The sequence below is a fragment of the Microbacterium testaceum genome, assembly GCF_020781835.1.
GTDB classification, from domain to species: Bacteria; Actinomycetota; Actinomycetes; order Actinomycetales; family Microbacteriaceae; genus Microbacterium; species Microbacterium testaceum_H.
The window spans coordinates 131,598-155,450 of sequence record NZ_JAJGNJ010000009.1; the positions used below are offsets into that span (position 1 = coordinate 131,598).

The following is a 23,853-nucleotide window of genomic DNA, read 5'->3' on the forward strand; positions in this document are numbered from 1 at the left end:
GGGAATCCTCTCGATCGCGATCGGGGGGTGGGGGAACGGTCAGGCGGAGCGGTCGGCCACGGCGCGGGCGAACCTCGTCAGGGCCTCGCGGACGGCGCCGTCCGGCAACGGGGCGAGCGCATCGATCGCTTCCTGCGACCACCGGTGGGCCAGGTCCAGCGTCTCCCGCGTCGTCTCGTGCTCGCGCAGCTCGGTGAGGGCGTCGTCGAGGATGGCGGGGTCGGCACCCCCGGCGATGCGGTCCTGACCCTCGTCGATGCGCGCGCGCAGATCCGCCGATGCCTGATCGGTGCGGTGACCCAGCAGGAGGTACGGCATGGTCGGTACGCCCGCGCGCAGGTCGGTGCCGGGCACCTTGCCCGTCTCGGACGGGTCGGGAGACAGGTCGATGACGTCGTCGAGCAGTTGGAAGGCGACACCGGCCTTCTCGCCGAACACGACCATGGGAGCCTCGAACTCCTCGGGGGCACCCGAGTAGATGACCCCTGACTGCGCGGCCGCAGCGATCAGGGAGCCCGTCTTGTCGGCGAGCACCCGGAGGTAGAACTCCACCGGCTCGTCGCCCTCCTGCGGGCCGACGGTCTCGTGCATCTGTCCCAGCACGAGCCGCTCGAACGTGTCGGCCTGAAGCTGGATCGCCCGCTCGCCGCGGCGGGCCATGAGCTGACTGGCGCGCGAGAACAGCAGATCCCCGGTGAGGATCGCGATGTTGTTGCCCCACACCGTCTGAGCGCTGGGCACGCCGCGGCGCTTGTCCGCGCCGTCCATGACGTCGTCGTGGTACAGCGACCCCAGGTGCGTCAGCTCGAGGGCCGTGGCGACCTCGACGACCTCGGTCGTGGTGCCCTGACCGAGCTGGGCGGTGAGGATCGCGAGCATCGGCCGCACGCGTTTGCCCCCCGCCTCGTACAGGTAGCGGGCGGTGACGTCGGCGAGCTTGTCGGCGCTGCGCACCTCGCGTTCGAGGGTGCCCTCGACGAGGTCGAGGCCGGCCTCGACGGTGGACAGCAGGGTGCGCGCGCGCAGCCCGCCGAAGATGCGGTCACTCAGGCCCAGCTTGCCCGACAGGCGGGAGCCGGCCGCGGGCGGTCTCGGGGTCACGATTTCCAGCCTATCCTGGCGCGGTGGAGGGCCGCCGACGGTATCTCGACGGTTGCGCGGCCGCTACTGCGCGGGATTGATCCCGCGATGAAGGGCGACGATACCGAACGTGAGGTTGCGGTACGCCACGTCACCCCAGCCGGCGTCGCGCATCCATGCCGCCAGTGTCGGTTGATCCGGCCAGTCCCGGATGGACTCGTTCAGGTAGTCGTACGCCTCGGCGTTCGAGCTCACCGCCTTCGCGACCACCGGCAGGACACGGTCGTTGTAGAAGCGATAGAGGCCGGCGAAGGCACGGGACGGCGGGTGCGAGAACTCGCACACGACGATGCGCCCCCCGGCGCGCGTCACGCGACGCAGTTCGCGAAGGGCGCGACGCGGATCGTTGACGTTGCGCAGGCCGAACGACATCGTCACCGCGTCGAACTCCCCGTCTGCGAACGGCAGGTCGGTGGCATCCGCCTGGACGAACTCGAGGTTCGGAACGTTCCCGTGCCGACGGCGCCCCTCGGCGATCATGCCGCGGGAGAAGTCGGCCGCCACCACGTGGGCGCCGCTGGGGACGAACGCCATCGACGAGGTCCCCGTCCCGGCGGCGAGATCGAGGATCCGCTCGCCGCGCCGCGGAGCGACGGCCTTCAGGGTGGCCACGCGCCAGAACCGGTCGTTGCCCAGGCTCAGCACCGTGTTGGTGCGGTCGTAGGCCGCGGCCACCTGATCGAACATGCCGCTGACGCGATGGGGATCCTTGCCGAGGTCGGCGCGGTTGGGGTCGCTGCTCACCCGTCGAGTCTAGGCGCGGGCCGCATCCTCGTCCTCGGGTTGCGCGAGGTCCGCGAGCCGCTGCAGCCACGGACCGGTCACGTCGTCCGAGAAGGGCGCCTCCCCCGCACGCACGCGCCGTTCGAGGTCCGCCGCGACGGACTCGAGGTGCGCGACGACGTCGGCGGGGTAGCCGTAGCGCACGCGGTGGTCGTCCCACTCGTCGCGGTCGTCGATCCAGGTGCCGCGCCCGTCGGTGCGGCGCACGACGTCGAGGTCCATGTCGATGCCGACGGGGGTGCCCTCGTCATCCCACCCGGCCTCCCACGCGAGGTCGATGTAGACCGCGACCGGATGCGGTGCGGCGTTGTGGGTGAAGGCCCAGTCGCCGCTGGCGGGGACCAGCGTCACGTTGGGCTCACGGCACACGAACTCGCGGCCGGGACGCACGCTGCGCCAGCCGACCCGCTGCCCGAACCAGTCCCCCCAGCTGTCCGACCCGAGGTAGACGCAGTCCTGTTCCCAGTGCGCGGACCCGTCCCACTTGCGCCAGCGGAACACGAGTCGGGTGCCGGGTGCAGGTCGGGACGTCATGCCGCGAGTCTAAGTCGCGGTCTAGTGTGGGAAGGTGCAGCGACCGGCGGACGACATCGTGCCGCGTCTGCGCGTCGTGACCCGGGAACTCGCTCCCATGGACGACGTGCTGGACTACACGACCGGCTACGACCCCCTGTTCTGGAGCCGTCGCGGGGAGTCCCTCGCCGGCTTCGGCGACCTTCTGACGATCCGCTACACCGGCGCGCAGCCCGGCGACGCGACGATCGCGGACCGCTGGCGACGCATCGCCGCCGCGGCCGAGATCGACGATCCGATCGGCGTTCCCGGCACGGGGCTCGTCGCGTTCGGCTCGTTCGTGTTCGACCCGCGCTCCGAGCGCGAGAGCGTCCTGCGCGTGCCCGGCACCATCGTGGGCCGCCACGGCGGTCGCGCCTGGGTCACGCGGATCGCGTTCGCCGACACCCCCGACGAACCGGAACCGGATCTGCCGCCGCGCTCCCCCTTCGGCCCGCACTGGTCGGCCACGCTCGGGCCCGGGCGGCAGACCGCCGAGGGGTACCAGGAGGCCGTGCACCGAGCGGTCGAGGCGATCCGCGTCGGCGAGGTCCGCAAGGTCGTCCTCGCGCGCGACATCGTCGGCACGATCCCCTCCGGCTCGGACCGGCGGCGCCTCGTCCGCTCGCTCCTCGAGGGCTACCCCGACTGCTGGGTCTTCGCCATCGACGGTCTCATCGGCGCGAGCCCGGAAACGCTGGTCACGGTCTCGCACGGCACGGTGACCGCCCGGGTGCTGGCCGGCACCACGGCCCGCGGCGGCGACGCCGACAGCGACGTGGCGGCCGCGCTCGCCCTCGCCGAGAGCCCGAAGGACCAGGAAGAGCACCGCTTCGCCGTGCAGAGCGTGCTGACCGCCCTCCGTCCGCACACGTCGGCCCTGGCCGCGGGCGAGCAGCCCTTCACGCTCAAGCTCCCCAACGTCTGGCACCTGGCCACCGACATCGAGGGCGAGCTCTCCGAAGCCGCATCCTCACTCGACCTCGTCGCCGTGCTGCACCCCACCGCGGCCGTCGCCGGAACCCCCACCGCGGTCGCGATGGATGTCATCCGGCGCCTCGAACCGTTCGACCGCGGCCGCTACGCCGGGGCCGTCGGCTGGATCGGAGCGTCGGGCGACGGCGAGTGGGCCATCGCCCTGCGCTGCGCGCAGATCGACCCCGCCGCTCCCGCCTCACCGACCGCCCCGATCACCGCCTACGCCGGGGCGGGGATCGTCGCCGACAGCGTGCCCGAGTCGGAGTTGCTGGAGACCCGCGTGAAGTTCCGGCCGATCGTCGAGGCGCTCGCTTAGGACGCCGCCAGACGCTGCTTCTCCGTGGCGACGTCGTAGTCGGCCGCGGGCCACTGCGGGTCGATGTCGGCCAGCGCGTCGATGAGGAGCTGCTGCACCGCCAGCCGTGCGTACCACTTCCGGTCGGCCGGGACGACATGCCACGGGGACAGCGGCGTCGAGGTGCGCTCGAGCGCCACCTGGTAGGCATCCATGTAGTCGTCCCATCGCGCGCGTTCGTCCACGTCGGACGGGTTGTACTTCCAGTGCTTGTCGGGGCGCTCGAGGCGCTCGGCCAGGCGCGCGCGCTGCTCCTCCTTCGAGATGTGCAGCATCACCTTCACGACCCGGATGCCGAGCTCCGCCGCCTCCGCCTCGAAGGCCACGATCGCCCCGTAGCGGCGTTCGATCTCGTCGGCCGCGGCGAGCTCGCGCACGCGGGCGATGAGCACGTCCTCGTAGTGCGACCGGTCGAAGACACCGAGGCGCCCGGCATCCGGAAGCCGCTTGCGGATGCGCCACAGGAAGTCGTGGGAGAGCTCTTCGGCGGTGGGCTTCTTGAACGAGGCCAGGTCGACCCCCTGCGGGTCGACGGCACCCACGACGTGCTTGACGATGCCGCCCTTGCCCGCGGTGTCCATCGCCTGCAGCACGAGCAGCACAGACCCGGTCGCGGTACCGGCGACACTCTGCGCGAACAGCCGCTCCTGCAGGTCGGCCAACGGGGCCACGCCCGCGTCGAGATCCGCCTTGCCCTGCTCCTTGTCCGCGTCGTACCCGGGCGTGGCACGGGTGTCGACGTCGGCGAGTCGGAACCCCGGAGCGACGCTCAGGACATCGGCGGCGGGCGTGGACCAGCGGCTGTGCGAACTCATCGTCACAGCGTGACGGGCGACGGACATCGGCGCCAGAGGTTGACGGACCGCGCTCAGCGGTCCAGTGGCACCTCGATGAGCTGGCGTCCTCCGCTGGGCGCGGTGAGCGCCTGGTCGAGCGCGACCCGCGTCGACACGCGGCGGTACTCCCAGCCGTAGGCCAGGGCGAGGTGCTCGAGCCGGACGTTCTGCGGCGTGAACTGCACCCGCTCCATCGCGGCGGCGCCCGCGACCGAGGCCACCTCGAGACCATCGAAGATCGTGCCGCCGCCGTCGTTGCCGACGACCACCTGGAGCCGGGGCTCCCGCTCGCCCGGCGGCAGCAGCAGCGCTCCGACGTCATGCAGGAGGGTGAGGTCGCCCAGCAGCACGCGCGTGACACCGGGCCGCTCGTCGTCCTGGCTGGCGAGGGCGACCCCGGTGGCGGTGGCGATCGTCCCGTCGATGCCGGCGAGTCCGCGGTTGGAATGCACGGCCACCTTCTTGCCGCCGAGCAGGTCGTCCGCGACGCGGACCAGGCGCGAGGAGCCGAAGACGAGCCGGTCGTGGGGCCAGGTCGCCCGCCACAACGCGTCGACGAGCGCCGCCCGGTCGACCGGGGCGCGCATCACCTCGACCTCGGCGTTGATCGCGCCCAGGCGCTCCTGCGGCACGGCCGAGGACAGTCCCTCGGCGTCGGGAGCGGGCGGGCTGAGGTCCACCGCGGCGGCGCGCGACGCGCGCATCCAGTCGCCCAGCCACGCGCGGTCGGTGTCGCCGTCGACGCGTACGGCATCCACCGTCCGCGTCGCTCGGTTGAGGTTGACCGGCTCCCCGGGTCCGCGCACCGCGATCACCTCGACGTCGTCGCGGCCGAGCAGTCGCGCGACCTCGCGGCTGAGCGTCGGATGTCCGAACACGACGACACGTTGCACACGGCCCCCGAGGTCGGGCTCGCGGAGGAGGGCGCGGTACGAGTGCACGACGTGTCGTCCGAACCGGGCGCCGCTGACGATCTCGGCCACCAGGGGGAAGCCGCCGCGGTGCGCGAGATCCTCGGCCGCGGGACCGGCATCGGCTCCGGCGACCACGATCGTGCGCGGCCCCGGTTCGAGTACCAGAGCCGCCTGTTCGGGCGCGACGCCGACGACCCCGATCCCGCCGCCGCCCTGGTACAGGGCACCGGATGCCTCGGAATCGGTGACGTCGTCGGCCGGGGCGGCGCGCGTGGCGCGCTCGACCAGCCACGCCGGGACGGCACCGGCCAGGGGCTCGCGCAGCGGCACGTTCAGGTGCACGGGTCCGGCCGCGAGCGCCCCCTCGCCCAGAGCCGCGGCCAGCGCCGTGGCCGCCACGGCGTCGAAGGTGTCGGTCTGGGGGGCGGTGGCATCCGGATCCACCGCCTCGGGGACGGGAAGGTCGGCGTCGAACCGCGTCGCCGGGTGGAAGAGTCCCGGCTGGCGCGTCGTCTGATTCGCCCCGACCCCGCGCAGCTCGGGCGGACGGTCAGCGGTGAGAAGCAGCAGCGGGACGCCCGAGTGGTGCGCCTCGAGCGCGGCGGGGAGGAGGTTGGCCACCGCGGTCCCCGACGTGCAGATCACCGCCGCGGGCATGCCCGTCTCGCGCGCGATGCCGAGCGCCGTGAACCCCGCGACGCGTTCGTCGATGCGGACGTGCAGGCGGACGAGCCCGGCGTGCTCGAGGGCGGCGGCGACCAGCGCGAGCGCCTGCGACCGCGATCCGGGACTCACGACGAGGTGCCGGACACCCCGCGAGACCAGCCCCGCCAGGAGCGCGGACGCCGCGTCGGTCGCCGGGGCCTGCACGCCCCGTTTCCCCGGTGCCACGATCAGCCGACGGCGCCGCGCTGGCCGCGGGTGTCGTCGTCGCCCTTGCCCGGCTCGCCGCCGGGAGTATCGCCGTCCGGCTTCGGGGCCGGCCGGCCGTCACGCGGGTCGTCGGCCTCGGAGTCGAGCTGCGCGAGCTCCTCCTCCAGACGGCGGATCCGCTCGTCCTGGTCGGCGCGTGCGCGGGCGGAGAGTCCGCCGAGGAACTCGGGGTCGTCGTCGGGAGCCCGCCGGACGACCTCGCGATCGGCTCGGCCTCGACCGATGAGGAACCACAGGACGCCACCCAGCACGGGCAGCAGGATCACGATCACCATCCACGCGGGCTTGCTGACCCCGCGATGGCGGGCGGCCGGTTGTACGGCGCAATCGACGATCGTGTAGACCCAGAACGCGGTCGCCACGAGCGCCAGGATCAGCAGCAGGCGTGCCATGCGCCGATTCTACCGGCGCTGCCTGGGCGGCGGCCGGGCACCGGGACGCCGAGCGACGGTCGTAGAGTGGGTGTATGCGTGCCCGTTCTGCCCTGGTCTACACGGTGCTGCGCCTGCTCGCGTTCCTGGTGCCGCTGGGCATCCTGCTGCTGTTCCCGATCTTCCGCGAGCTCCCGTGGCTGGCCGCCGTCTTCGCCGCGCTCATCGGGCTGAGCCTGTCGTTGCTGTTCCTTCGGCGCCCCCTCGACCAGGTGACCGGCGATCTCGCCGCCCGTCGCGCCGAGCGCCGTGCCGCGAACCGCCGCACCGCAGCGGAGCGCGACGCCGACGTCGAGGATGCCGTCGTCGACTCGGCGCGCGACGAGCGGCCCGACGCCCAGCGCTGAGCGCTCAGGCCACGAAGGCCCAGAACAGCACGGCTCCATAGGCGACCGAGGTGAGACTGGTCACCTGCAGCGCCACGATGAGTTCGCGGGGTGCGCGGTAGGTCCAGACGATGAGGATCGCCGACAGGGCGCCCAGCACTGCGATCAGCGTCAGCCACGCGACGGGGTACACCAGCGCGAGGAACACCGCGATACCGAACGGCGCGAGGACGAACAGCGTGAACAGCACCTGCGTGGCTCGACGTCCGATGAGGACCGACAGCGTGCGCTTGCCCGCGAGACGGTCCTGGTCGATGTCGCGGAGGTTGTTGGCCAGCAGCACCGCGCACGCGAGGAGCCCCGCCGCCACGGCGCCGAACCACGCCTCCTGCGGCAGCGAGCGCACCTGCAGCCACGTGGTGCCGAGAGTGGCCACGAGACCGAAGAAGACGAAGACGAACACCTCGCCGAGGGCGTTGTATCCGTAGGGCCTTTTCCCGCCGGTGTAGAACCACGCGGCCACGATGCACGCCGCGCCGACGGCGATGAGCCACCACTGGCCGGTGCGCACGACCAGCGCGAGACCGACCACCGCGGCGAGCGCGAAGAACGCCAGCGCGACGAGGAGCACGGTGCGCGGCCTCGCCTTCTTCCCCCCGGTCAGGCGCCCGGGTCCGACGCGGACGTCATCGGTGCCCCGGATGCCGTCGCTGTAGTCGTTGGCGTAGTTGACGCCGATCTGCAGCGCGACGGCGACCGCGAGGCACGCCAGTGCGATCACCCAATGGAGCCCGTCGTCGACGAGCGTCGCGGCACCCGTGCCGATGAGGACCGGGGTGATGGCGAGCGGCAGGGTGCGCAGGCGGGCGGCGCCGACCCAGTCGCGCGCCGTCGCCGGCTTCGCCGCGCGCGGAGCGGGGCGGTTCGCCTTCTGGGGGTTGCCGCCGGGACGCCGTTTCGGGGCCGGACGCGAGCGCTTGCGAGACTGTGCTGCCACGGAGGGAAAGCCTAATTCTTCTTCGCGCCGCCGAATCGTCGCCGAAGGGCGGCGCGGTCGGGTTTACCGGATGCCAGGAGCGGCAGGGCCTCGACCAGGACGAGCCGCGCCGGGCGGGCGACGGGTCCGACCGCCCCGGCGACGACGGCGCGCACGAGGTCGAGCGTCCGCACCTCGTCGAGACCCGTGGCGGCGGCCGCGACGACGGCGGACCCCTGTCCCCAGCGTTCGTCGTCGATGGGCACGACGACGGCGGACTCCAGACCGGCGATCCCGCGCACCGCGGCCTCGACGCGGTCGAGCGAGACGTTGACGCCGCCCGAGACGATGACGTTGTCGAGCCGCCCGGTGACCCGCAGGACGCCGTCTGCGCGCTCGCCGCCGTCCCCCGTGCGGTACCACCGGGTGCCGGCGGCATCCGTCGGGAACAGCTCGGCGGTGCGATGCGGGTCGCCGACGTACCCGTCGGCGAGGGTGGGACCGGAGACGCGCACCTCGCCGTCGACGATCGCGACGTCCACACCGTCGAGCGGGATCCCGTCGTAGACGCACCCTCCGCTGGTCTCGGTCGAGCCGTACGTGCGCACGATCCGGGCCCCGACGGCCTCCGCGCGTTCCCGCACGGCGGGCGCGAGCGCCTGACCGCCGATGAGGATGCGCTCGAACGACCGCAGCGCCCGGGCGACCTCGCCGTCGCTCTCGGCGGCGTCGAGCAGCCGCTGCAGCTGCGCCGGCACGAGCGAGCTGTACGTCGGCACCCTCGTGCCGTTCTCGTGCGAGGCCATCCCCAGGGCCGCAGCGGCGAAGGGCCCCGGGCGGAACGCACCGGCGAGCACCGCCGGCTCGCGACCGTTCACGAGAGCCCGGACGAGCACCTGCACTCCAGCGACATACGTCGCCGGGACCGCGAGCAGCCACGCGCCCTCGCCGATCCGCGCAGCCGTCGCGAACGCGCTCGCGATGAGGGCGTTGCGGCCGATCGCGACGGACTTGGGCACACCCGTCGACCCCGACGTCGTGATGACCGCCGCCGTCCCGGCCCCGACCTCGGCGGGCAGGTGCTCGCCGGCCCCGAGCGCGACGGCCGGTCCGGCGCCCAGGACCGCGTGACGCAGCGCCCGCAGCACGTCGCGGGGATCGTCGGATGCCACCCGCTCCAGCTTCACGGCCGCACCGGGCCGTGGCATCCGGGGGTCAGTAGTGCCACGGGACGCCCGACCAGTCGGGATCGCGCTTCTGCAGGAAGGAGTCACGCCCCTCGGCCGCCTCGTCCGTGCCGTACGCCAGGCGCGTGGCCTCGCCCGCGAACAGCTGCTGACCGACCAGTCCGTCGTCGACCGCGTTGAAGGCGAACTTCAGCATGCGGATGGCCGTCGGGGACTTCGTGAGGATCGTGCGCGCCATCGCCAGGGCCTCGCGCTCGAGGTCGGCGTGCGGTACCACGCGGTTGACCGCGCCCATCTCGTACGCGCGCTGGGCGGAGTACTCCTCGGCGAGGAAGAAGATCTCCCGGGCGAACTTCTGACCGATCTGACGCGCGAAGTACGCCGAGCCGTAGCCGGCGTCGAACGACCCCACGTCGGCATCCGTCTGCTTGAAGCGTGCGTGCTCGGCGCTCGCGATCGACAGGTCGCACACCACGTTGAGCGAGTGGCCGCCGCCGGCGGCCCACCCCGGGACGACGGCGATGACGACCTTCGGCATGAACCGGATGAGTCGCTGGACCTCGAGGATGTGCAGGCGTCCCGCACGACCGTGGTCGGCGACGACGTCGTCATGCTCGGAGTACTTGTAGCCGTCGCGCCCGCGGATGCGCTGGTCACCGCCGGAGCAGAACGCCCACCCGCCGTCCTTCGGGCTCGGCCCGTTGCCGGTGAGGAGCACGACGCCGATGCGATGGTCCTGCCGCGCGATGTCGAGGGCCCGGTACAACTCGTCCACCGTGTGGGGGCGGAAGGCGTTGCGCACCTCCGGACGGTCGAACGCGATCCGGGCGACACGGCCGTCGTGCGTCACGTGCGCCGTGATATCGGTGTAGTCCTCGGCACCGGGCGCCAGGGTCCACTCGGCGGGGTCGAAGATGTCGGAGACGCTCACGGGACTCAGGCGTTCTTGGAGTCCCGCCAGGCCAGCCACCGCTCGATGATCGAGTAGTCCCAGTCGGGACCGGAGAACCCGAGGGTGAACAGGCGCGTCCCGGCATCGAAGAGGGCATCGGCCACCTCTTCGTCGCGGTCCTTGAGCTCGTTCGAGACGACGAGGCCCGACAGATCGCGGCCCTCCGTCTCGGCCCAGCGCTCGATGACCTCGAACTTGCGGGGCAGCTCGTCGGGCGTGACGAAGCTGTGCCAGATGTCGGCGTGACGGGCGACGATGCGCAGGGTCTTCTGCTCGCCCTTGCCGCCGATCATCACGGGGATGTTCCGGGTCGGGGCCGGGTTGAGCTTGCCCCAGCGGTCGACGATCCGGTCGAGGTCGCTCGCGAGGGCGTTCAGGCGTGATCCGGCCGTACCGAACTCGTAGCCGTACTCGTCGTAGTCGCGCTGGAACCAGCCCGAACCCGTGCCGAAGATGAAGCGCCCCGTGTCGCCGCCCTTCTTGCTGATGTGGTCGACGGTGCGCGCCATATCGGCCTGCAGGTCGGCACCGCGGTAGCTGTTGCAGTTGACGAGGGCGCCGAACTCCACGCGCTCGGTCTGCTCGGCCCACGCGGCCAGCATCGTCCATGCCTCGAAGTGCTCGCCGTCGGGGTCGCCGTACAGCGGGAAGAAGTGGTCCCAGTTGAACAGGATGTCGACGCCCATCTCCTCCAACCGGAGGACGGCGTCGCGGATGTCGGAGTACTGCACGTGCTGCGGCTGGATCTGGACGCCGAGCCGGACCGGGGTGTCGAAAAGCATGTCGTCAGCCTATTCCCGGCTGTCCGGGGCGGGGGCCAGGATGGGACGATGAGCACCGCCGCCCTCCCTCCGCTCGCCGACGTCCTCGCCACCGCCCGTGTGGTGGCACTCCCCCTGGCGACCCGCTTCCGCGGGGTGCGGACACGCGAGGCCGTCGTGTTCGAAGGACCCGAGGGGTGGACGGAGTTCTCGCCGTTCGTGGAGTACGACGACGCCGAAGCCGCCTCGTGGCTGGCGGCGGCGCTGGATTTCGGATGGCACCCCAGCCCTCTCCCAGTCCGGACGAGCGTGCCCGTCAACGCCACCGTCCCCGCCGTCGCCGCGTCCGACGTCGACGCGGTCCTCAGCCGGTTCGATGGATGCCGGACCGCCAAGGTGAAGGTCGCGGAGGCCGGGCAGGTGCTCGCGGACGACGTGGCACGCGTGCGGGCCGTGCGCGCGGCGATGGGGCCCGAGGGGCGGATCCGCATCGACGCCAACGGTGGCTGGAACCTCGACGAGGCCGAGCGCGCCGTCCATGCCCTGGCCGAGTTCGACCTCGAATACGTCGAGCAGCCGTGCACCGACGTCGACGAGCTCGCCCGACTGCGCGAGCGGATCGGCTACCTCGACATCCCGATCGCCGCCGACGAGAGCGTCCGCAAAGCCGCCGATCCCCTGCGCGTCGCACGCGCGGGCGCGGCCGATCTGCTCGTCGTCAAGGCGCAGCCGCTCGGCGGGGTCCGCGCGGCGCTCGCCATCGTGGCGGAGGCGGGCCTGCCGGCGGTGGTCTCGAGCGCGCTGGACACCTCGGTGGGACTGTCGATGGGGCTGGCCCTGGCCGCGGCTCTGCCGGAGCTGGAGTACGACTGCGGACTCGGCACCGCGTCGCTGTTCACCGCCGACGTCGTCGCGGAGCCGCTCCGTCCGCGCGGCGGCAGCCTCGAGCTCTCGCGTCCGTTCCCCACGACGGCCGAGCTCGACCGCGTGGCAGCCCCCCTCGATCGTCGCGACTGGTGGCTGCAGCGCCTGACGCGGTGCTACCGGCTGCGGGAGGCGTCCGTCACTCCAGGATGAGCGCCACGAGGTGGGACAGCCGCTCGGCCAGGTCGCGGCGCGCCCCCTCGGGGTCCCGACGCGTGATGAGCGCGTGCTCCGACACCGCCACCCACGTCGTCAGGAGCAGTTCGGTCGCCTCAGCCAGCGGCATCCGCAGAGACAGTCCCCGAGCCCGCGCGACGTCGTGGACGAGTTGCGCGACGTTCTCGGAGAGTCCTCGGTCCAGGGCCAGGTAGGCCTCCGCGAAGTCGGCGCTGCGCAGTGCCTGGACACGGATCTCCGCCCCCAGCAGGACGTCGAGTCGGTCGTGACCGGCCACCTCGAGCACCTCCTGCACGATCTTGCGCACTTCGGTGTCGGCGTCCAGTCCGCTCACCTCGAGCGAGGCGACCCGGTCGCGCACCGCCGTGAGCGTCGCCTCGGCGGATCGTCCGCACAGGGCCAGGAACAGCTCCTCCTTCGAATCGAAGTTGGAGTAGAAGGCGCCGCGCGTGAAGCCGGCGCGTTCGCAGATGGCCTCGACCGACGAGGCGTCGATGCCTTCCTCGGCGAACATCCGGGCCGCGGCATCCATCAAACGCGTACGGGTGTTCTCGCGGCGTCGCGACGGCGCCGGTGCCGTGTCGGTCATGCCTCGCTCCCCTTCGTTCACGGGCGAGACTCAGGTTGAAAACCAGCCCGCATCACTACGATACATTGTTGTATCCGATACGGTGCTGTATCGACCGCCCGCCGACCTCAGGAGCAGCCACCGTGTCCACTTTCCTGTACACCCTGGGCCGCTGGTCGTTCCGTCACCCGTGGCGCGTCCTGTCGGCCTGGCTGCTGATCCTCGCTCTCGCCGGCGGCGGGGTCGCCCTGTTCGCCAAGGGCACCGACAACACCTTCGCGATCCCCGGCACCGAGTCGCAGGCCGGGCTCGAGATGCTCTCTCGCACGTTCCCGCAGGTCAGCGGCGCCGGAGCGGACATCGTCGTCGTCTCGGCCGAGGGGTCCAGCGTCCGGGACCCGGAGTATCAGGATGCCATCGGCACGACGATCTCCGACATCGAACAGCTCGACTTCGTCGAGGCGGTGACCGACCCGTTCGACGAGCGCATCTCCGGCGGCGTGTCCGACGACGGCCGCGCCGCGATCGTCCGCATCCAGTTCTCGGGCGAGGCCACCGAGGTGCCGACCTCGACCGAGGACGCTCTGCGGGAAGACACGACGGCCCTGGCCGGCGCCCTCCCCGCCGGCTCGCAGGCCGTTCTCGGAGGTCAGCTCTTCGCCACCGAGATCCCCGGTGCCAGCATCACCGAAGCCCTCGGCGTGGTGATCGCCGCCATCGTGCTCATGCTGACGTTCCGGTCGTTCCTCGTGGCCGGGATGCCCCTGGCCACCGCGATCCTCGGCGTCGCCCTCTCCGTCGCGCTGATCTTCATCGCCACCGGCTTCGCCACGGTGTCCTCGACGACGCCGCTGCTGGCGGTCATGCTGGGCCTGGCCGTCGGCATCGACTACGCGCTGTTCATCGTCTCCCGACATCAGGATCAGGTCCGAAGCGGCATGGACCCCGAGGAGTCCGCCGCTCGCGCCACGGGCACGGCCGGGTCCGCGGTCGTGTTCGCCGGTATCACGGTGCTCATCGCCCTCATCGGCCTCGGATTCGCCGGCATCCCGTTCCTGACGACCATGGGCGTCGCCGCGTCGGTCGCGGTGGCCATCGCCGTGTGCATCGGGCTCACCCTCACGCCCGCCCTCCTCGGGTTCGCCAAGGGGCGCGTCGTGGGGTGGCGCCGCAAGAAGACCCCCACGGCGCAGACGCGGGCACACGGCCCCGCCGCACGGTGGGTGGGCCTGGTGACGCGGCATCCCGTGGTCACGTCGGTGTCGATCGTCGCGGTCCTGGGAGTCGCCGCGATCCCGGCCGGGAGCCTGGCGCTGACGCTGCCCACGGCCGGACAGCTGCCCCCCGGCAACGAGGCGCGCACGGCGTACGAGCTCACCGAGGAGTACTTCGGGCCCGGCGCCAACGGTCCGCTCATCATGACCGGGACGATCGTGACGTCCAACGATCCGCTGACGCTCATGACCGACATCGGCGACGAGGTCGCCAAGATCCCCGGCGTCGCCGAGGTGGCCCTCGCCACCCCGAACGAGACGGCCGACACCGGCATCGTGCAGATCGTGCCCGAGACCGGACCCGAGGATCCGCGCACCGCCGACCTCGTACGCGAGCTCCGCGCCTCCGAAGACCGCCTGTACGACGAGTTCGGTGTGCGCCTGCTCGTCACGGGGTACACCGCGGTGACGATCGACATCTCCGATCAGCTGGGCGCCGCGCTGCTCCCCTTCGGCATCTTCGTCGTCGGCCTGTCGCTCATCCTGCTGATGATCGTGTTCCGGTCGATCTGGGTGCCGCTGACCGCCGCCGGAGGGTACCTGCTGTCGGTCGCCTCGTCCTTCGGGGTCGTGGCCGCCGTGTTCGAGTGGGGCTGGTTCGCCGACGCGCTGCACGTGGCCAAAGTCGGCCCGATCATCAGCTTCATGCCCATCGTCGTCATGGGGGTGCTGTTCGGGCTCGCGATGGACTACCAGGTCTTCCTCGTCTCGCGCATGCGCGAGGACTACGTGCACGCCGACCGCGAAGGACGCACGCCGCGCGAGGTGGCCCTGGGGGCCGTCCGCAGCGGCTTCATGGGGTCGGCCCGTGTGGTCGTGGCGGCCGCCGTGATCATGTTCTCGGTGTTCGTCGCATTCGTCCCCGAGGGAGACTCGAGCCTGAAGCCCATCGCGCTCGGCCTCGCGGTCGGGGTCGCCGTCGACGCGTTCCTCGTCCGCATGACCCTGGTTCCCGCGATCCTCGCACTCCTGGGGGCGAAGGCGTGGTGGATGCCGCGCTGGCTCGACCGGCTCCTGCCCAAGCTCGACGTCGAGGGTGAGGCCGTCGAGCGCGAGATCGGCCTGGCCGACTGGCCGACCGAACCCGGCATGGCGATCGCGGCCGACGACCTGCGCGCCGCGACAGCCTCCGATGACGAACAGCCCGCCTTCGCCGACGTGCACGTGCGCATCGGACACGGCGGCACACTCCTGGTGACCGGCGAGACCCGGGTCACCCGGCCGCTGCTCCTCGCCCTCGCGGGCCGCCTGTCGGCGATCGAGGGACGCCTGCGCGTCGACGGGATGCTGCTGCCCGAGCGGGCGGGGGCGGTGCGCTCCCGGGTCGGAATGGCGCTCCTGGACGATCCCGATGCCGCCCTCGGCGAGGTGCGTCGCGCGGTGGCCGGTCGCACCCGCTTCGCCGTCCTGTGCGACGTCGACAGGCTGGATGCCGACACCCGATCCGACATCGCGGAAGTGCTGCGGCGCGCCGCTGCCGAGGCACGCGATCGCTCCGATGACGCCTCCTCGGCGTTCACGCTGGTCGTCTCCGCACGCGACGAGCGCCGCGCCCTCGCGCTGCTCGCCGACGCCCACCGCCCCGACGTGACCTCGCTCGCCCTGCCCGCGCCCCATCGTCACCGTCCGGCCCCCGAGTCCTCCGCCGATCTCTCCGAGGTGTTCGCATGACCGTCCCCGTCGAGCGCTCCCGCTCGCGCCGTCCCGTGACCTGGCTCACCCTCATCGGGGTGCTGCTGCTGCCCGCCGTGATCGGCGGCATCCTGGTCGGCGCGCTCTACGACCCGACCGACCGCCTCGACAACATCACCGCCGCGGTCGTCAACGACGACAAGGCGGTCGAGCTCGACGGGCAGCTCGTGCCGCTCGGTCGACAGCTCACCGGCGGCCTGGTGAAGGGCGCGGACGACCAGCCGAGCAACATCGACTGGGTCATCTCGAACGACGAAGACGCCGCGGCGGGCCTGAAGGACGGCACGTACACCGCCGTCGTGACGATCCCCGACAACTTCAGTGCCGCAGCCCTCTCCACCCGCCCGGGGGAAACCCCCGAGCGCGCCACCATCGGCGTCGAGACGGCACCGAACGCGCGCGTCGTCGACGGTGCCATCACCGCGCAGCTGGCATCCACCGCCTCCGCCGTGTTCGGCAGCGAGCTGTCGTCGCAGTACCTCACGAACGTGTTCCTGGGCTTCACCACCCTCGGCCAGCAGCTGGGTTCCGCCGCCGGCGGCGCCCACCAGCTCGCCGACGGCGCGGGGCAGGCGGCGGACGGCGCAAGCTCGCTGCAGGACGGCCTGGGGCAGCTGTCGGACGGCGCCTCACAGCTCGCATCGGGTGCGCAGCAGCTCGCCGCGGGCGCGGGCCCGCTCGCGGACGGCGCGTCGCAGGTCGCGGGCGGAGCGACGGCGCTGGCCGGCGGGACACGCGAAGCCGCGGCCGGGGTCGGCGACCTCGCCGGCGGCGCGAACGGCATCGCCGAGGGGAACCAGCAGCTCGCCAACGAGATCAACGGCATCGCCGACCAGATCCCGCCGGAGTTCGCCCAGGTCGCCACAGACCTCTCTGAGGCCGCACCGCAGGTCAACGACGCGCTCGTCGCCGCGGCGGCGGCGCTGCAGAAGGCCGCGGACGAGTGCACCGGCACTCCCTCACAGTGCGAGGCGCTGCGCCAGGCCGCGGCGGACGCGAACGCCGCGCTCCCCCAGGCCACCGCGACCGTCACGAAGATCGGCCAGCTCGCCGGTGACGCCGCCGAGCTTCCCGCCGGGATCCGCACCATCGCGGCGGCCAACCAACAGCTCGCCGACGGCGCCCGCGGTCTCGCCGGCGGCGCGACGAAAGCGGCGGACGGCCTCAACGTCATCGCCGGGGGGATCGACGGCGTGGCCGACGGCGCGAACCAGGTCGCCTCGGGGGTCCGACAGTTCGGCACGGGCGCGGCGGGCCTCAGCTCCGGCGCCGCTCAGGTGGCATCCGGAGCATCCGGAGCCGAGGAGGGCGCGGGCCAGCTCGCCGACGGGGTGGAGCAGGTCGCGACGGGCACCTCATCGCTCGCCGATGGACTCGATACCGCGGTTGCTCAGCTGCCGACGTACAGCGACGCGCAGGCGCAGAACCTCGCCGACGTCGTCGCCGACCCCGTCTCCGCAACCGGCGTCAGCGACTCGCTGTTCGGTATCGCAGCGGTGCCGCTGCTGGCGATGGCCGTGCTGTGGTTCGGCGGCGTCGCGTCGTTCGTGGCGTTCCAGGCGGTGTCCGCACGGGCGCTGACCAGCCGTCGCGCCTCGGGCCTGGTCGCCCTGCGCGGCTTCGCCCCCGCGGCGATCATCGGCGCCGCGCAGGGCCTGCTGGTGGCGGGCGTCGTGCAGGTGGCATCCCGGTACGACTGGGGCGACTGGGCCCTGTTCGCCCTGGTCTGCATCGCGGCGGGAGTGGCGTTCGCGGCCGTGAACCAGGCTCTGGTCGCCGTGTTCGGCGGGGCGGGACGGTGGATCGCCGCGATCGTGGGGGCGCTGGCGGTGGGCGCCAACATCGTCTCGACGGTGCCGCCGCTCCTTGCGGGCGTGGCGTCGCTGCTGCCGACGTCGCCGGCGTACGCGTCGATGCTCGGAGCCCTCGCCTCGTCGGGCGGGGTCGGCGCGGGGATCGTCGGACTCGCCGTCTGGGCCGTGCTCGCGCTGATCGTGACGACCCTCGTCGTGGTCCGCCGCCGCACCGCCTCGCTCCGCACCGCCGCCCACCCCGCCTGACCCCGCCCCCGTCCCCCGTCCCCCCGTCCCCCCGTCCCCCCGTCGAGTGTCCAAGACACGCCGCATGAGACCACCCCGATGCGGCGTGTCTTGGACACTGGGCGGAACGTGCGTCGTGCCACGGCTCCTCCACACGGCGCCCGTTGGGGAGAAAAACGGGCGCAGGCGGGCGTGAGCGTCTGAGATGGAGCGGTGCTGCCGCGTCCGCTTCCCGACCATCTCGCCGGTTCCTTTCACGTGCGGGACGCCGACGCGTCGGCGATCCCCCGTCGGCGCCTGATCGCGGCCGACCTGTGCGCGCCCTTCCACGGCGTTCGGGCACGGGTCGGCACGCCCTCGGCGGACACTCTCGATCGCTGCCGCCTGTACGCCCCTCGCCTGCGCGCCGGCCAGGTGTTCAGCCACGAGACGGCAGCCGCGCTGTGGGGCATGCCGCTTCCGAGCACGCGCTCCGAGGCGCTGCATGTGAGCGCCGTGCCGCCGATCCGGGAACCGCGGACCGTCGGCGTCGTGGGTCATCGCATGGCGCTCGCGCAGCGCGACGTCACGATCGTCGACGGACTGCCGGTGACCGACCCCGTGACGACCTGGACCCATCTCGCCGCCCGCCTGCCCGAGTCACCGCTCGTCGCCGTCGGGGACTGGCTGCTCTCCCGCGGTGTATCGGAGGACGAGCTCGCTGCCGCCGCCGCGCGGTTCACCGGCAGGGGTGCGGTGTCTCTCCGCCGGGCGTGCGGACGGGCACGGCCCGGGGTGGAGTCACCGCGCGAGACAGCCGTGCGGCTCGTGCTGGTCGCCGCGGGGCTGCCGGAACCCCACCTGAACTGGACGCTCCGCGCCGACGGGGTGTTCGTCGCCCGGCTGGACATGGCCTATCGGGACTATCGAGTCGCCGTCGAATACGACGGCCGCCAGCACGCGCTGGCCGATCAGTTCCGGCGAGACGCCGACCGCTGGCGCGCCATCACGGACGCCGGATGGACCCTCGTGCGCGTCCTCGCCCACCACCTCGAGCACCCCCAGCGCGACATCGTCGCTCCGGTTCGCCGCGCTCTGGTGGCCGGAGGCTGGTCGCCCGACCGGCCGTGACGCGTCGAGTGTCCAAGACACGCCGCATGACGACACCCTCGTACGGCGTGTCTTGGACACTCGACGGGCAGGAACGGCCCCGCGGGCGCGGGCGCGGACGCGGCGCGGGCGCGGCGCGGGCGCGGGCGCGGGCGCGGCGCGAACGCGGCGCGGGCGCGGGCGCGGGCGCCGCGTCAGGAGGTTAGGCCCGAGTAGGCGTGCAGACCCTTGAAGAAGACGTTGACGATCGTGAAGTTGAACAGCACCGCCGCGAAGCCGATGATCGACAGCCAGGCCGAGCGGGTGCCGCGCCAGCCGCGGGTCGCTCGGGCGTGGATGTATCCGGCGTACAGCACCCAGATCACGAAGGTCCACACCTCCTTGGTGTCGAAGCCCCAGAAGCGGCCCCACGCGTCGTTGGCCCAGATGGAGCCGGCGATGAGGGTGAAGGTCCAGAAGATGAACCCGACGATCGCGAAGCGGTAGGCGAGCGACTCCAGCGCGTCGGCGTTCGGCAGCGTCTGCAGGAAGCTGCGGCGGGGGGCCGCGGCATCCGGGGAGGCCGCAGCGACAGCGAGCTTGCGTTCACGGCGCGCCTGCAGCAGCTGCATGACCGACAGTCCGAACGCGAGGGCGAACAAGGCGGTGGCCAGTGAGGCGACGAAGACATGGATGACGAGCCAGACCGACTTCAGCGGGTCGGCGAGGGGCACGACGTCGACGTGGAAGGCCAGCGTCGCCCCGCCGAGCAGGACGACGGCGAGACCGCTGATGAGGGACCCGAGGAACCGCAGGTCGAAGCGCGTCAGCACGACGAGGTACACCGCGACGACCAGCAGCACACCGGTCAGGGCGAACTCGTACATGTTCGACCACGGCACGCGCTCGGCCGCGATGCCGCGCAGCACGGTGGCGGCCAGATGGAAGAGGAAGCCGAGCGCGACCAGCGCGGTGCCCATGCGTGCCCACAGGTAGCGCGGCCGGGCGGGCGTGGCTCCGGATGCCGACGATCGCGGTGACGCGTCGATCACTCCCCCGCCGCCCGCGGTGACGAGCTCGCGCGCGACGACCTCGTCCTTGGCCTTGATGGCGAGGTCGGAGCGACGAGCGAGGTCGATCGCGTACGCGATGAAGGCGAGGACGTAGATCGCGACGGCCGTCCACACCAGGAGGAGGGAGATCTCGTCGAGGAGGAGCGGATCGGTTCCGGGCATGGTGTCAGTCTACTTTTCCGGTGTCGGGGAGGCTCTGGTCACCCGGAGCCGGGAGGGACGGGCGGTGCCGCTCGACCACGTGGTCGACGGCGGCGGCGAGGGTGGGATCCTCGCCGCGGGCGAGGCCGGCGTACTCGAGACGGACGGAGTCGCCCTGCGGTGTCGCCTTGACCCACATGCGCCGGCGCGGCACGAACAGCGCGGCCAGCAGCCCGAGGGTCGCGAGCGTGGCAAAGCCGAGGACCCACGGGCCGGCGAGGTCGCGATGGATCGACAGCGAGGCGAAGCGCTTGACCGATCCTTCGTAGCCCGTCGCACCGGCGGGCGCCTCGTTCTCGAACGTGATGGTGCCGAGGCCGTTCGGCAGGTCCTGCGTCTCGCCGGGCATCAGGCGCAGCGCCGGGGTCCCGCTGTCGCCACCGGCGATCTGCGTCATCCCGGTCGGGTCGAGGGTGTACACCGAGCGCGGGGTGCCGTCGTCGATGCCCAGGTCGCCGGCGTAGACGCGGAGCGTCAGCACGGGGTATTCGAGGTCGCCGTAGGTGGAGGTGAGGGCGCCGGAGGTCAGCGTGTCCATCGTGGGGTAGAAGAACCCGATGAGGCCGAGCTGCTCGGGCATGCCGTCGGCGACCTTGATGACGCCGAGCGAAGTCATGTTGGCATCCTGCGGCAGGAACGCGACGGAGTCGTGGAACACCTCCTCGCCCTGGGCGTTGCGGATCGTCACGGTCGGCGCGTACCCGTTGCCGAGGAGGTAGACACGATCACCCTGCACGTCCAGCGGGTGATTGACGCGTACTTGCCCCTCCTGACGCTGTCCATCGGGCGTGAGCGTGGTCACGTTCGCGGCGAAGTCGCCGGCCTGGCCCGAACCGGGCTGCCCCGGCGGGATGTAGCTGACGTCGAACCGGTCCAGCGTCATCGAGTACGGCGCGAGGGCGTTGCTGTCGACGAACCGGCCGGGGTTGAACGAGGAGTAGTCCAGCAGGCTGTTGGTGAACGCCTGGCCTTCGACCAGCACGCGCTGACCGGTGTAGGTGAACCCCCCGCCCACGCCGACCGCGATCAGGACGCCGACCAGCGCCGCGTGGAACACGAGATTGCCGGTCTCGCGGAGGTACCCGCGCTCCGCCGAGACCGAGAACGTGCCCCTCCCGTCGTAGCGGGCGACGCGGTAGCCGCTTTTGCGCAGTTGGGCCGCGGCGGTGTCGACGGCCGCGGCCGCGACGGTCTCGGCATCCTGCCCCGCCGGCACCGGCACGACCACGTCGCGGTGGTCGTCCAGGCGTGCCAGGCGCGCGGGCGTGCGCGGAGGCTGCGAGCGCAGCGCCTTCCAGTGATGCTTGGTGCGCGGGAGCACGCAGCCGATCAACGAGATGAACAGCAGGATGTAGATCGCCGAGAACCAGGGCGACGTGTACACGTCGAACAGGCTCAGGTTCTCGAGCACCGGCGCGAGGTCGGGGTTGTCGGTGAAGTACTGGGTGACGCCGTTGGGGTCGGCGCTGCGCTGCGGTACGAGTGAACCGGGCACCGCGGCGATCGCGAGCAGCAGCAGCAGCACGAGCGCGGTGCGCATACTCGTCAGCTGTCGCCAGCCCCACCGGAGCCACCCGACGACGCCCAGGCGAGGGGAGGCGATGTCCTCGCCCGAGGGCGGAGCCGAGTCGGCGTGGTCGGACGGGCGGAGCACGCCGTCGGCGGGTTCGGTCACGGTGTTCCCTCGATCAGAGCGGGAGCTGGACACTGCCGATCACCCCCTGCAGGCTCGACATCCATGCGCCCCACACGCCCGTCACCATCAGCAGGCCGAGAACGATCAGCAGCGCGCCGCCGATGAGGTTGACGACGCGGATGTGGCGACGGACGAACGTCACCGAACGCGTGGCCCACCCGAAGCCGAGGGCCAGGAGCAGGAACGGGATGCCGAGTCCCAGCGAATAGGCCAAGCCCAGGAGCGCGGCGCGACCGGGGTCGCCCAGGTTGTACGACACCGAGAGGATCGCCGCGAGCGTGGGGCCGATGCACGGGGTCCAGCCGACCCCGAGAGCGACCCCGAGCAGGGGGGCTCCGATGAGCCCGAGGTTTCCTCGGGCCTGGAACCGCACCGATCGCTGAGCGAGGCCGAAGAGGCCGATGAACACCAGTCCGAGCAGGATGATGACGACACCCATGATGCGCGTGATGACGTCGGCATACCGCAGGAAGAACTGCCCCACGGTGCCGCCGAGCACGTTGACGGCCATGAACACCACCGTGAACCCGGCGATGAACAGCACAGTGCCGAACACCAGTCGCGAGCGACCGGGCCGGGATGCCGAGCCCCCGCGCGGCGCGACGGCCCCGCCGATGAAGCCGAGGTAGCCGGGGACGAGCGGCAGCACGCACGGGGAGAGGAACGAGATGAGCCCCGCCGCCAGCGCGACCGGGATCGCGAGCCACAGTGCGCCGTCGAAGACGAGAGCTCCCGGGTTCACGCGCTCTCCGCGAGCACGGTGCGCACCATCGCCTCGAGGATGGATGCCTCGGGGAGCTCGCCGATCACGCGCGCGGCGACCCGTCCCTGCCGGTCGAGCACCAGCGTCGTGGGGGTGGCGTTGATCGGGGTCTTCTCGGCGAAGGCGAGCTTGAGCTCGGCGTCGCCGACCGCCATCGCGCTGGAGTACGACACCCCGTTGTCGCGGGCGAAGGACAGGGCCGTGGCGGGCTGGTCGTACGTGTTGATGCCGAGGAACTGCACGTCCTGGCCCTCGAACGACCGGTACGCCTCTTCCAGGCGGGGTGCCTCGATGATGCACGGACCGCACGTGGCGTACCAGAAGTTCACCACGAGCACCTGACCGGCGAAGTTGGCACTGGACACCGGCGACCCGTTGTCGAGCGTGCCGGAGAAGTCGACGGCCTCGCCGCGCTGATCCGGAGCGATCTCCTGCGTCTGGAAGCCGTTGGCCGCGATGTAGCCCTTGTTGTCTCCCGCGCGGTACTGCTCGGCGAGCGGGTCGGCGCTGCACGCGGCCAGGCCCACGGCCAGGACCGCGACGGCCGCGGTGGAGAGGATTCGGCGCATCACACGACTCCTACGTCGACGGCTCCGGCAGTCGCGGCCGGCTCGGCGTACGCCACCTCGACCCAGCGCGGCGCGCCGGCGGCGCCGTCTCGCCGCTCGAAGCTCGTCACGCTCGACAGCGCGCAGCGGCGCTTGCGGGGGTCGTGGCGGGTGGGTTGACGGGAGAGGGCGAGGTGGGTCACCCAGATGGGGAGCTGGTGCGAGACGACGACGACGTCACCCGCGGGCACGCGCTCCCACGCGTCGGTCATCGCCTCGGTCATGCGCGCGACGATCCGCTCGTACGGCTCGCCCCAGCTGGGCACCGCCGGACGGGAGAGGTGCCGCCAGTTCAGGGGATTGGCCAGCGCCTGGTTCATCCGTCGCCCCTCGAACACGTTGGTCGGTTCGATGACGCGGTCGTCGATGAACGGCTCGATGCCGAAGAGCTCGACGAAGGGTTCCGCCGATTCCCGGGTGCGTTGCAGCGGAGACACCACGAGCGCGCCGATCGGCCGCTCCAGCGCGTGCACGTACTCCGCGGCCTGCCGCGCCATACGGCGGCCGTCGACGCTCAGTCCGAAACCGGGGAGCCGACCGTACAGCACGCGGCGAGGATTGTGGACTTCCCCGTGGCGCACGAGATGGAGGCGGTCGGCGGGCACGGCATCCAGTCTACGGTCGGGTCTTGTGGGCGGGCTGAGCG

At 72.1% G+C, this 23,853-nt stretch carries 22 protein-coding genes; 6 read left to right on the forward strand and 16 right to left on the reverse strand.

All coding sequences use genetic code 11. The features are described from left to right. Nucleotides 1-39: 39 nt before the first annotated feature. From LL239_RS13840 to LL239_RS13850, 3 genes are all read right to left on the reverse strand, one after another. Complete coding sequence (locus tag LL239_RS13840; protein WP_228164023.1) at nt 40-1,101, reverse strand: polyprenyl synthetase family protein; 1,062 nt, start codon at nt 1,099-1,101, stop codon at nt 40-42. Nucleotides 1,102-1,164: 63 nt separating this feature from the next. Then, nucleotides 1,165-1,884: a demethylmenaquinone methyltransferase gene (locus LL239_RS13845; protein WP_228164024.1), complete on the reverse strand. Its 720-nt coding sequence runs from the start codon at nt 1,882-1,884 to the stop codon at nt 1,165-1,167. A gap of 9 nt (nt 1,885-1,893) precedes the next feature. Continuing rightward, nucleotides 1,894-2,457 (reverse strand): DUF402 domain-containing protein, encoded by a 564-nt coding sequence (locus LL239_RS13850; RefSeq protein WP_228164025.1) that lies wholly within the window; start codon nt 2,455-2,457, stop codon nt 1,894-1,896. A 97-nt stretch (nt 2,458-2,554) separates the two neighbouring features. Here LL239_RS13850 and LL239_RS13855 point away from each other — a divergent pair, with 97 nt between their 5' ends. Continuing rightward, a complete protein-coding gene (locus LL239_RS13855) occupies nt 2,555-3,769 on the forward strand; it encodes an isochorismate synthase (RefSeq protein WP_228164059.1) in 1,215 nt (404 codons plus the stop codon). Here the strand turns inward: LL239_RS13855 and LL239_RS13860 are convergent. Genes LL239_RS13860 through LL239_RS13870 form a run of 3 tightly spaced genes read right to left on the reverse strand, consistent with a single transcriptional unit; the run spans nt 3,766 to nt 6,883 of the window. After that, a complete protein-coding gene (locus LL239_RS13860; protein ID WP_228164026.1) occupies nt 3,766-4,623 on the reverse strand; it encodes a polyphosphate kinase 2 family protein in 858 nt (285 codons plus the stop codon). The genes LL239_RS13855 and LL239_RS13860 overlap by 4 nt on opposite strands. Before the next feature lie 53 nt (nt 4,624-4,676). Continuing rightward, a complete protein-coding gene (menD, locus tag LL239_RS13865) occupies nt 4,677-6,449 on the reverse strand; it encodes a 2-succinyl-5-enolpyruvyl-6-hydroxy-3-cyclohexene-1-carboxylic-acid synthase (RefSeq protein WP_228164027.1) in 1,773 nt (590 codons plus the stop codon). 2 nt (nt 6,450-6,451) lie between these two features. After that, on the reverse strand, nt 6,452-6,883 hold the full coding sequence (locus tag LL239_RS13870) for a PLD nuclease N-terminal domain-containing protein (RefSeq protein WP_228164028.1): 432 nt from the start codon (nt 6,881-6,883) through the stop codon (nt 6,452-6,454). A gap of 74 nt (nt 6,884-6,957) precedes the next feature. On the opposite strand from LL239_RS13870, the gene LL239_RS13875 reads away from it, so the two are divergent. After that, nucleotides 6,958-7,269 (forward strand): DUF4229 domain-containing protein, encoded by a 312-nt coding sequence (locus LL239_RS13875; protein ID WP_228164029.1) that lies wholly within the window; start codon nt 6,958-6,960, stop codon nt 7,267-7,269. 4 nt (nt 7,270-7,273) lie between these two features. On the opposite strand, the gene LL239_RS13880 is transcribed toward LL239_RS13875, so the two are convergent. From LL239_RS13880 to LL239_RS13895, 4 genes are read right to left on the reverse strand one after another with little or no spacing between them, the layout of a single operon-like run. Continuing rightward, nucleotides 7,274-8,245 (reverse strand): 1,4-dihydroxy-2-naphthoate polyprenyltransferase, encoded by a 972-nt coding sequence (locus LL239_RS13880; RefSeq protein ID WP_228164030.1) that lies wholly within the window; start codon nt 8,243-8,245, stop codon nt 7,274-7,276. 11 nt (nt 8,246-8,256) lie between these two features. Next, on the reverse strand, nt 8,257-9,411 hold the full coding sequence (locus tag LL239_RS13885) for an AMP-binding protein (protein ID WP_228164060.1): 1,155 nt from the start codon (nt 9,409-9,411) through the stop codon (nt 8,257-8,259). A gap of 28 nt (nt 9,412-9,439) precedes the next feature. Continuing rightward, nucleotides 9,440-10,342: a 1,4-dihydroxy-2-naphthoyl-CoA synthase gene (locus tag LL239_RS13890; RefSeq protein WP_228164061.1), complete on the reverse strand. Its 903-nt coding sequence runs from the start codon at nt 10,340-10,342 to the stop codon at nt 9,440-9,442. A gap of 5 nt (nt 10,343-10,347) precedes the next feature. Continuing rightward, a complete protein-coding gene (locus LL239_RS13895; protein ID WP_228164031.1) occupies nt 10,348-11,145 on the reverse strand; it encodes an LLM class F420-dependent oxidoreductase in 798 nt (265 codons plus the stop codon). Nucleotides 11,146-11,193: 48 nt separating this feature from the next. Between LL239_RS13895 and LL239_RS13900 the strand changes: the two genes are divergently transcribed. Continuing rightward, nucleotides 11,194-12,201 carry an o-succinylbenzoate synthase gene (locus LL239_RS13900; RefSeq protein ID WP_228164032.1) on the forward strand — a complete coding sequence of 336 codons (1,008 nt, stop codon included), beginning with the start codon at nt 11,194-11,196 and terminating at the stop codon, nt 12,199-12,201. On the opposite strand, the gene LL239_RS13905 is transcribed toward LL239_RS13900, so the two are convergent. Then, nucleotides 12,188-12,814: a TetR/AcrR family transcriptional regulator gene (locus LL239_RS13905; RefSeq protein ID WP_228164033.1), complete on the reverse strand. Its 627-nt coding sequence runs from the start codon at nt 12,812-12,814 to the stop codon at nt 12,188-12,190. The genes LL239_RS13900 and LL239_RS13905 overlap by 14 nt on opposite strands. 122 nt (nt 12,815-12,936) lie before the next feature. On the opposite strand from LL239_RS13905, the gene LL239_RS13910 reads away from it, so the two are divergent. The 3 genes from LL239_RS13910 (at nt 12,937) to LL239_RS13920 (ending at nt 18,908) form a co-directional block, all read left to right on the forward strand. Next, entirely contained in the window at nt 12,937-15,738 is a 2,802-nt protein-coding gene (locus LL239_RS13910) for an MMPL family transporter (RefSeq protein WP_228164034.1), read from the forward strand. Then, complete coding sequence (locus tag LL239_RS13915; protein ID WP_228164035.1) at nt 15,735-17,819, forward strand: YhgE/Pip domain-containing protein; 2,085 nt, start codon at nt 15,735-15,737, stop codon at nt 17,817-17,819. Before LL239_RS13910 ends, LL239_RS13915 begins: the two co-directional genes overlap by 4 nt. A 192-nt stretch (nt 17,820-18,011) precedes the next feature. Beyond that, on the forward strand, nt 18,012-18,908 hold the full coding sequence (locus LL239_RS13920) for an endonuclease domain-containing protein (RefSeq protein WP_228164036.1): 897 nt from the start codon (nt 18,012-18,014) through the stop codon (nt 18,906-18,908). Nucleotides 18,909-19,081: 173 nt separating this feature from the next. Here the strand turns inward: LL239_RS13920 and ccsB are convergent, their stop codons facing one another. Genes ccsB through LL239_RS13945 form a run of 5 tightly spaced genes read right to left on the reverse strand, consistent with a single transcriptional unit; the run spans nt 19,082 to nt 23,812 of the window. Next, complete coding sequence (gene ccsB, locus LL239_RS13925) at nt 19,082-20,101, reverse strand: c-type cytochrome biogenesis protein CcsB (protein WP_228164037.1); 1,020 nt, start codon at nt 20,099-20,101, stop codon at nt 19,082-19,084. A 4-nt stretch (nt 20,102-20,105) separates the two neighbouring features. Next, nucleotides 20,106-21,815, reverse strand: a complete 1,710-nt coding sequence (resB, locus tag LL239_RS13930; RefSeq protein ID WP_228164038.1) for a cytochrome c biogenesis protein ResB — start codon at nt 21,813-21,815, stop codon at nt 20,106-20,108. A 13-nt stretch (nt 21,816-21,828) separates the two neighbouring features. Beyond that, the gene (locus LL239_RS13935) at nt 21,829-22,578 is read right to left on the reverse strand and encodes a cytochrome c biogenesis CcdA family protein (protein ID WP_228164039.1); all 750 of its coding nucleotides are present in this window, start codon (nt 22,576-22,578) and stop codon (nt 21,829-21,831) included. Then, on the reverse strand, nt 22,575-23,168 hold the full coding sequence (locus tag LL239_RS13940; protein ID WP_228164040.1) for a TlpA family protein disulfide reductase: 594 nt from the start codon (nt 23,166-23,168) through the stop codon (nt 22,575-22,577). Before LL239_RS13940 ends, LL239_RS13935 begins: the two co-directional genes overlap by 4 nt. Next, nucleotides 23,168-23,812 (reverse strand): histidine phosphatase family protein, encoded by a 645-nt coding sequence (locus tag LL239_RS13945; protein WP_228164041.1) that lies wholly within the window; start codon nt 23,810-23,812, stop codon nt 23,168-23,170. Before LL239_RS13945 ends, LL239_RS13940 begins: the two co-directional genes overlap by 1 nt. Between the last annotated feature and the right edge of the window lie 41 nt (nt 23,813-23,853).

Coding starts and splice junctions, on each gene's coding strand:
- LL239_RS13905 (WP_228164033.1), bottom strand. CDS start 12,814: ATGACCGACACGGCACCGGCGCCGTCGCGACGCCGCGAGAACACCCGT.
- LL239_RS13855 (WP_228164059.1), top strand. CDS start 2,555: ATGGACGACGTGCTGGACTACACGACCGGCTACGACCCCCTGTTCTGG.
- LL239_RS13860 (WP_228164026.1), bottom strand. CDS start 4,623: ATGAGTTCGCACAGCCGCTGGTCCACGCCCGCCGCCGATGTCCTGAGC.
- LL239_RS13895 (WP_228164031.1), bottom strand. CDS start 11,145: ATGCTTTTCGACACCCCGGTCCGGCTCGGCGTCCAGATCCAGCCGCAG.
- LL239_RS13915 (WP_228164035.1), top strand. CDS start 15,735: ATGACCGTCCCCGTCGAGCGCTCCCGCTCGCGCCGTCCCGTGACCTGG.
- LL239_RS13870 (WP_228164028.1), bottom strand. CDS start 6,883: ATGGCACGCCTGCTGCTGATCCTGGCGCTCGTGGCGACCGCGTTCTGG.
- LL239_RS13900 (WP_228164032.1), top strand. CDS start 11,194: ATGAGCACCGCCGCCCTCCCTCCGCTCGCCGACGTCCTCGCCACCGCC.
- LL239_RS13940 (WP_228164040.1), bottom strand. CDS start 23,168: ATGCGCCGAATCCTCTCCACCGCGGCCGTCGCGGTCCTGGCCGTGGGC.
- LL239_RS13850 (WP_228164025.1), bottom strand. CDS start 2,457: ATGACGTCCCGACCTGCACCCGGCACCCGACTCGTGTTCCGCTGGCGC.
- ccsB (WP_228164037.1), bottom strand. CDS start 20,101: ATGCCCGGAACCGATCCGCTCCTCCTCGACGAGATCTCCCTCCTCCTG.
- LL239_RS13875 (WP_228164029.1), top strand. CDS start 6,958: ATGCGTGCCCGTTCTGCCCTGGTCTACACGGTGCTGCGCCTGCTCGCG.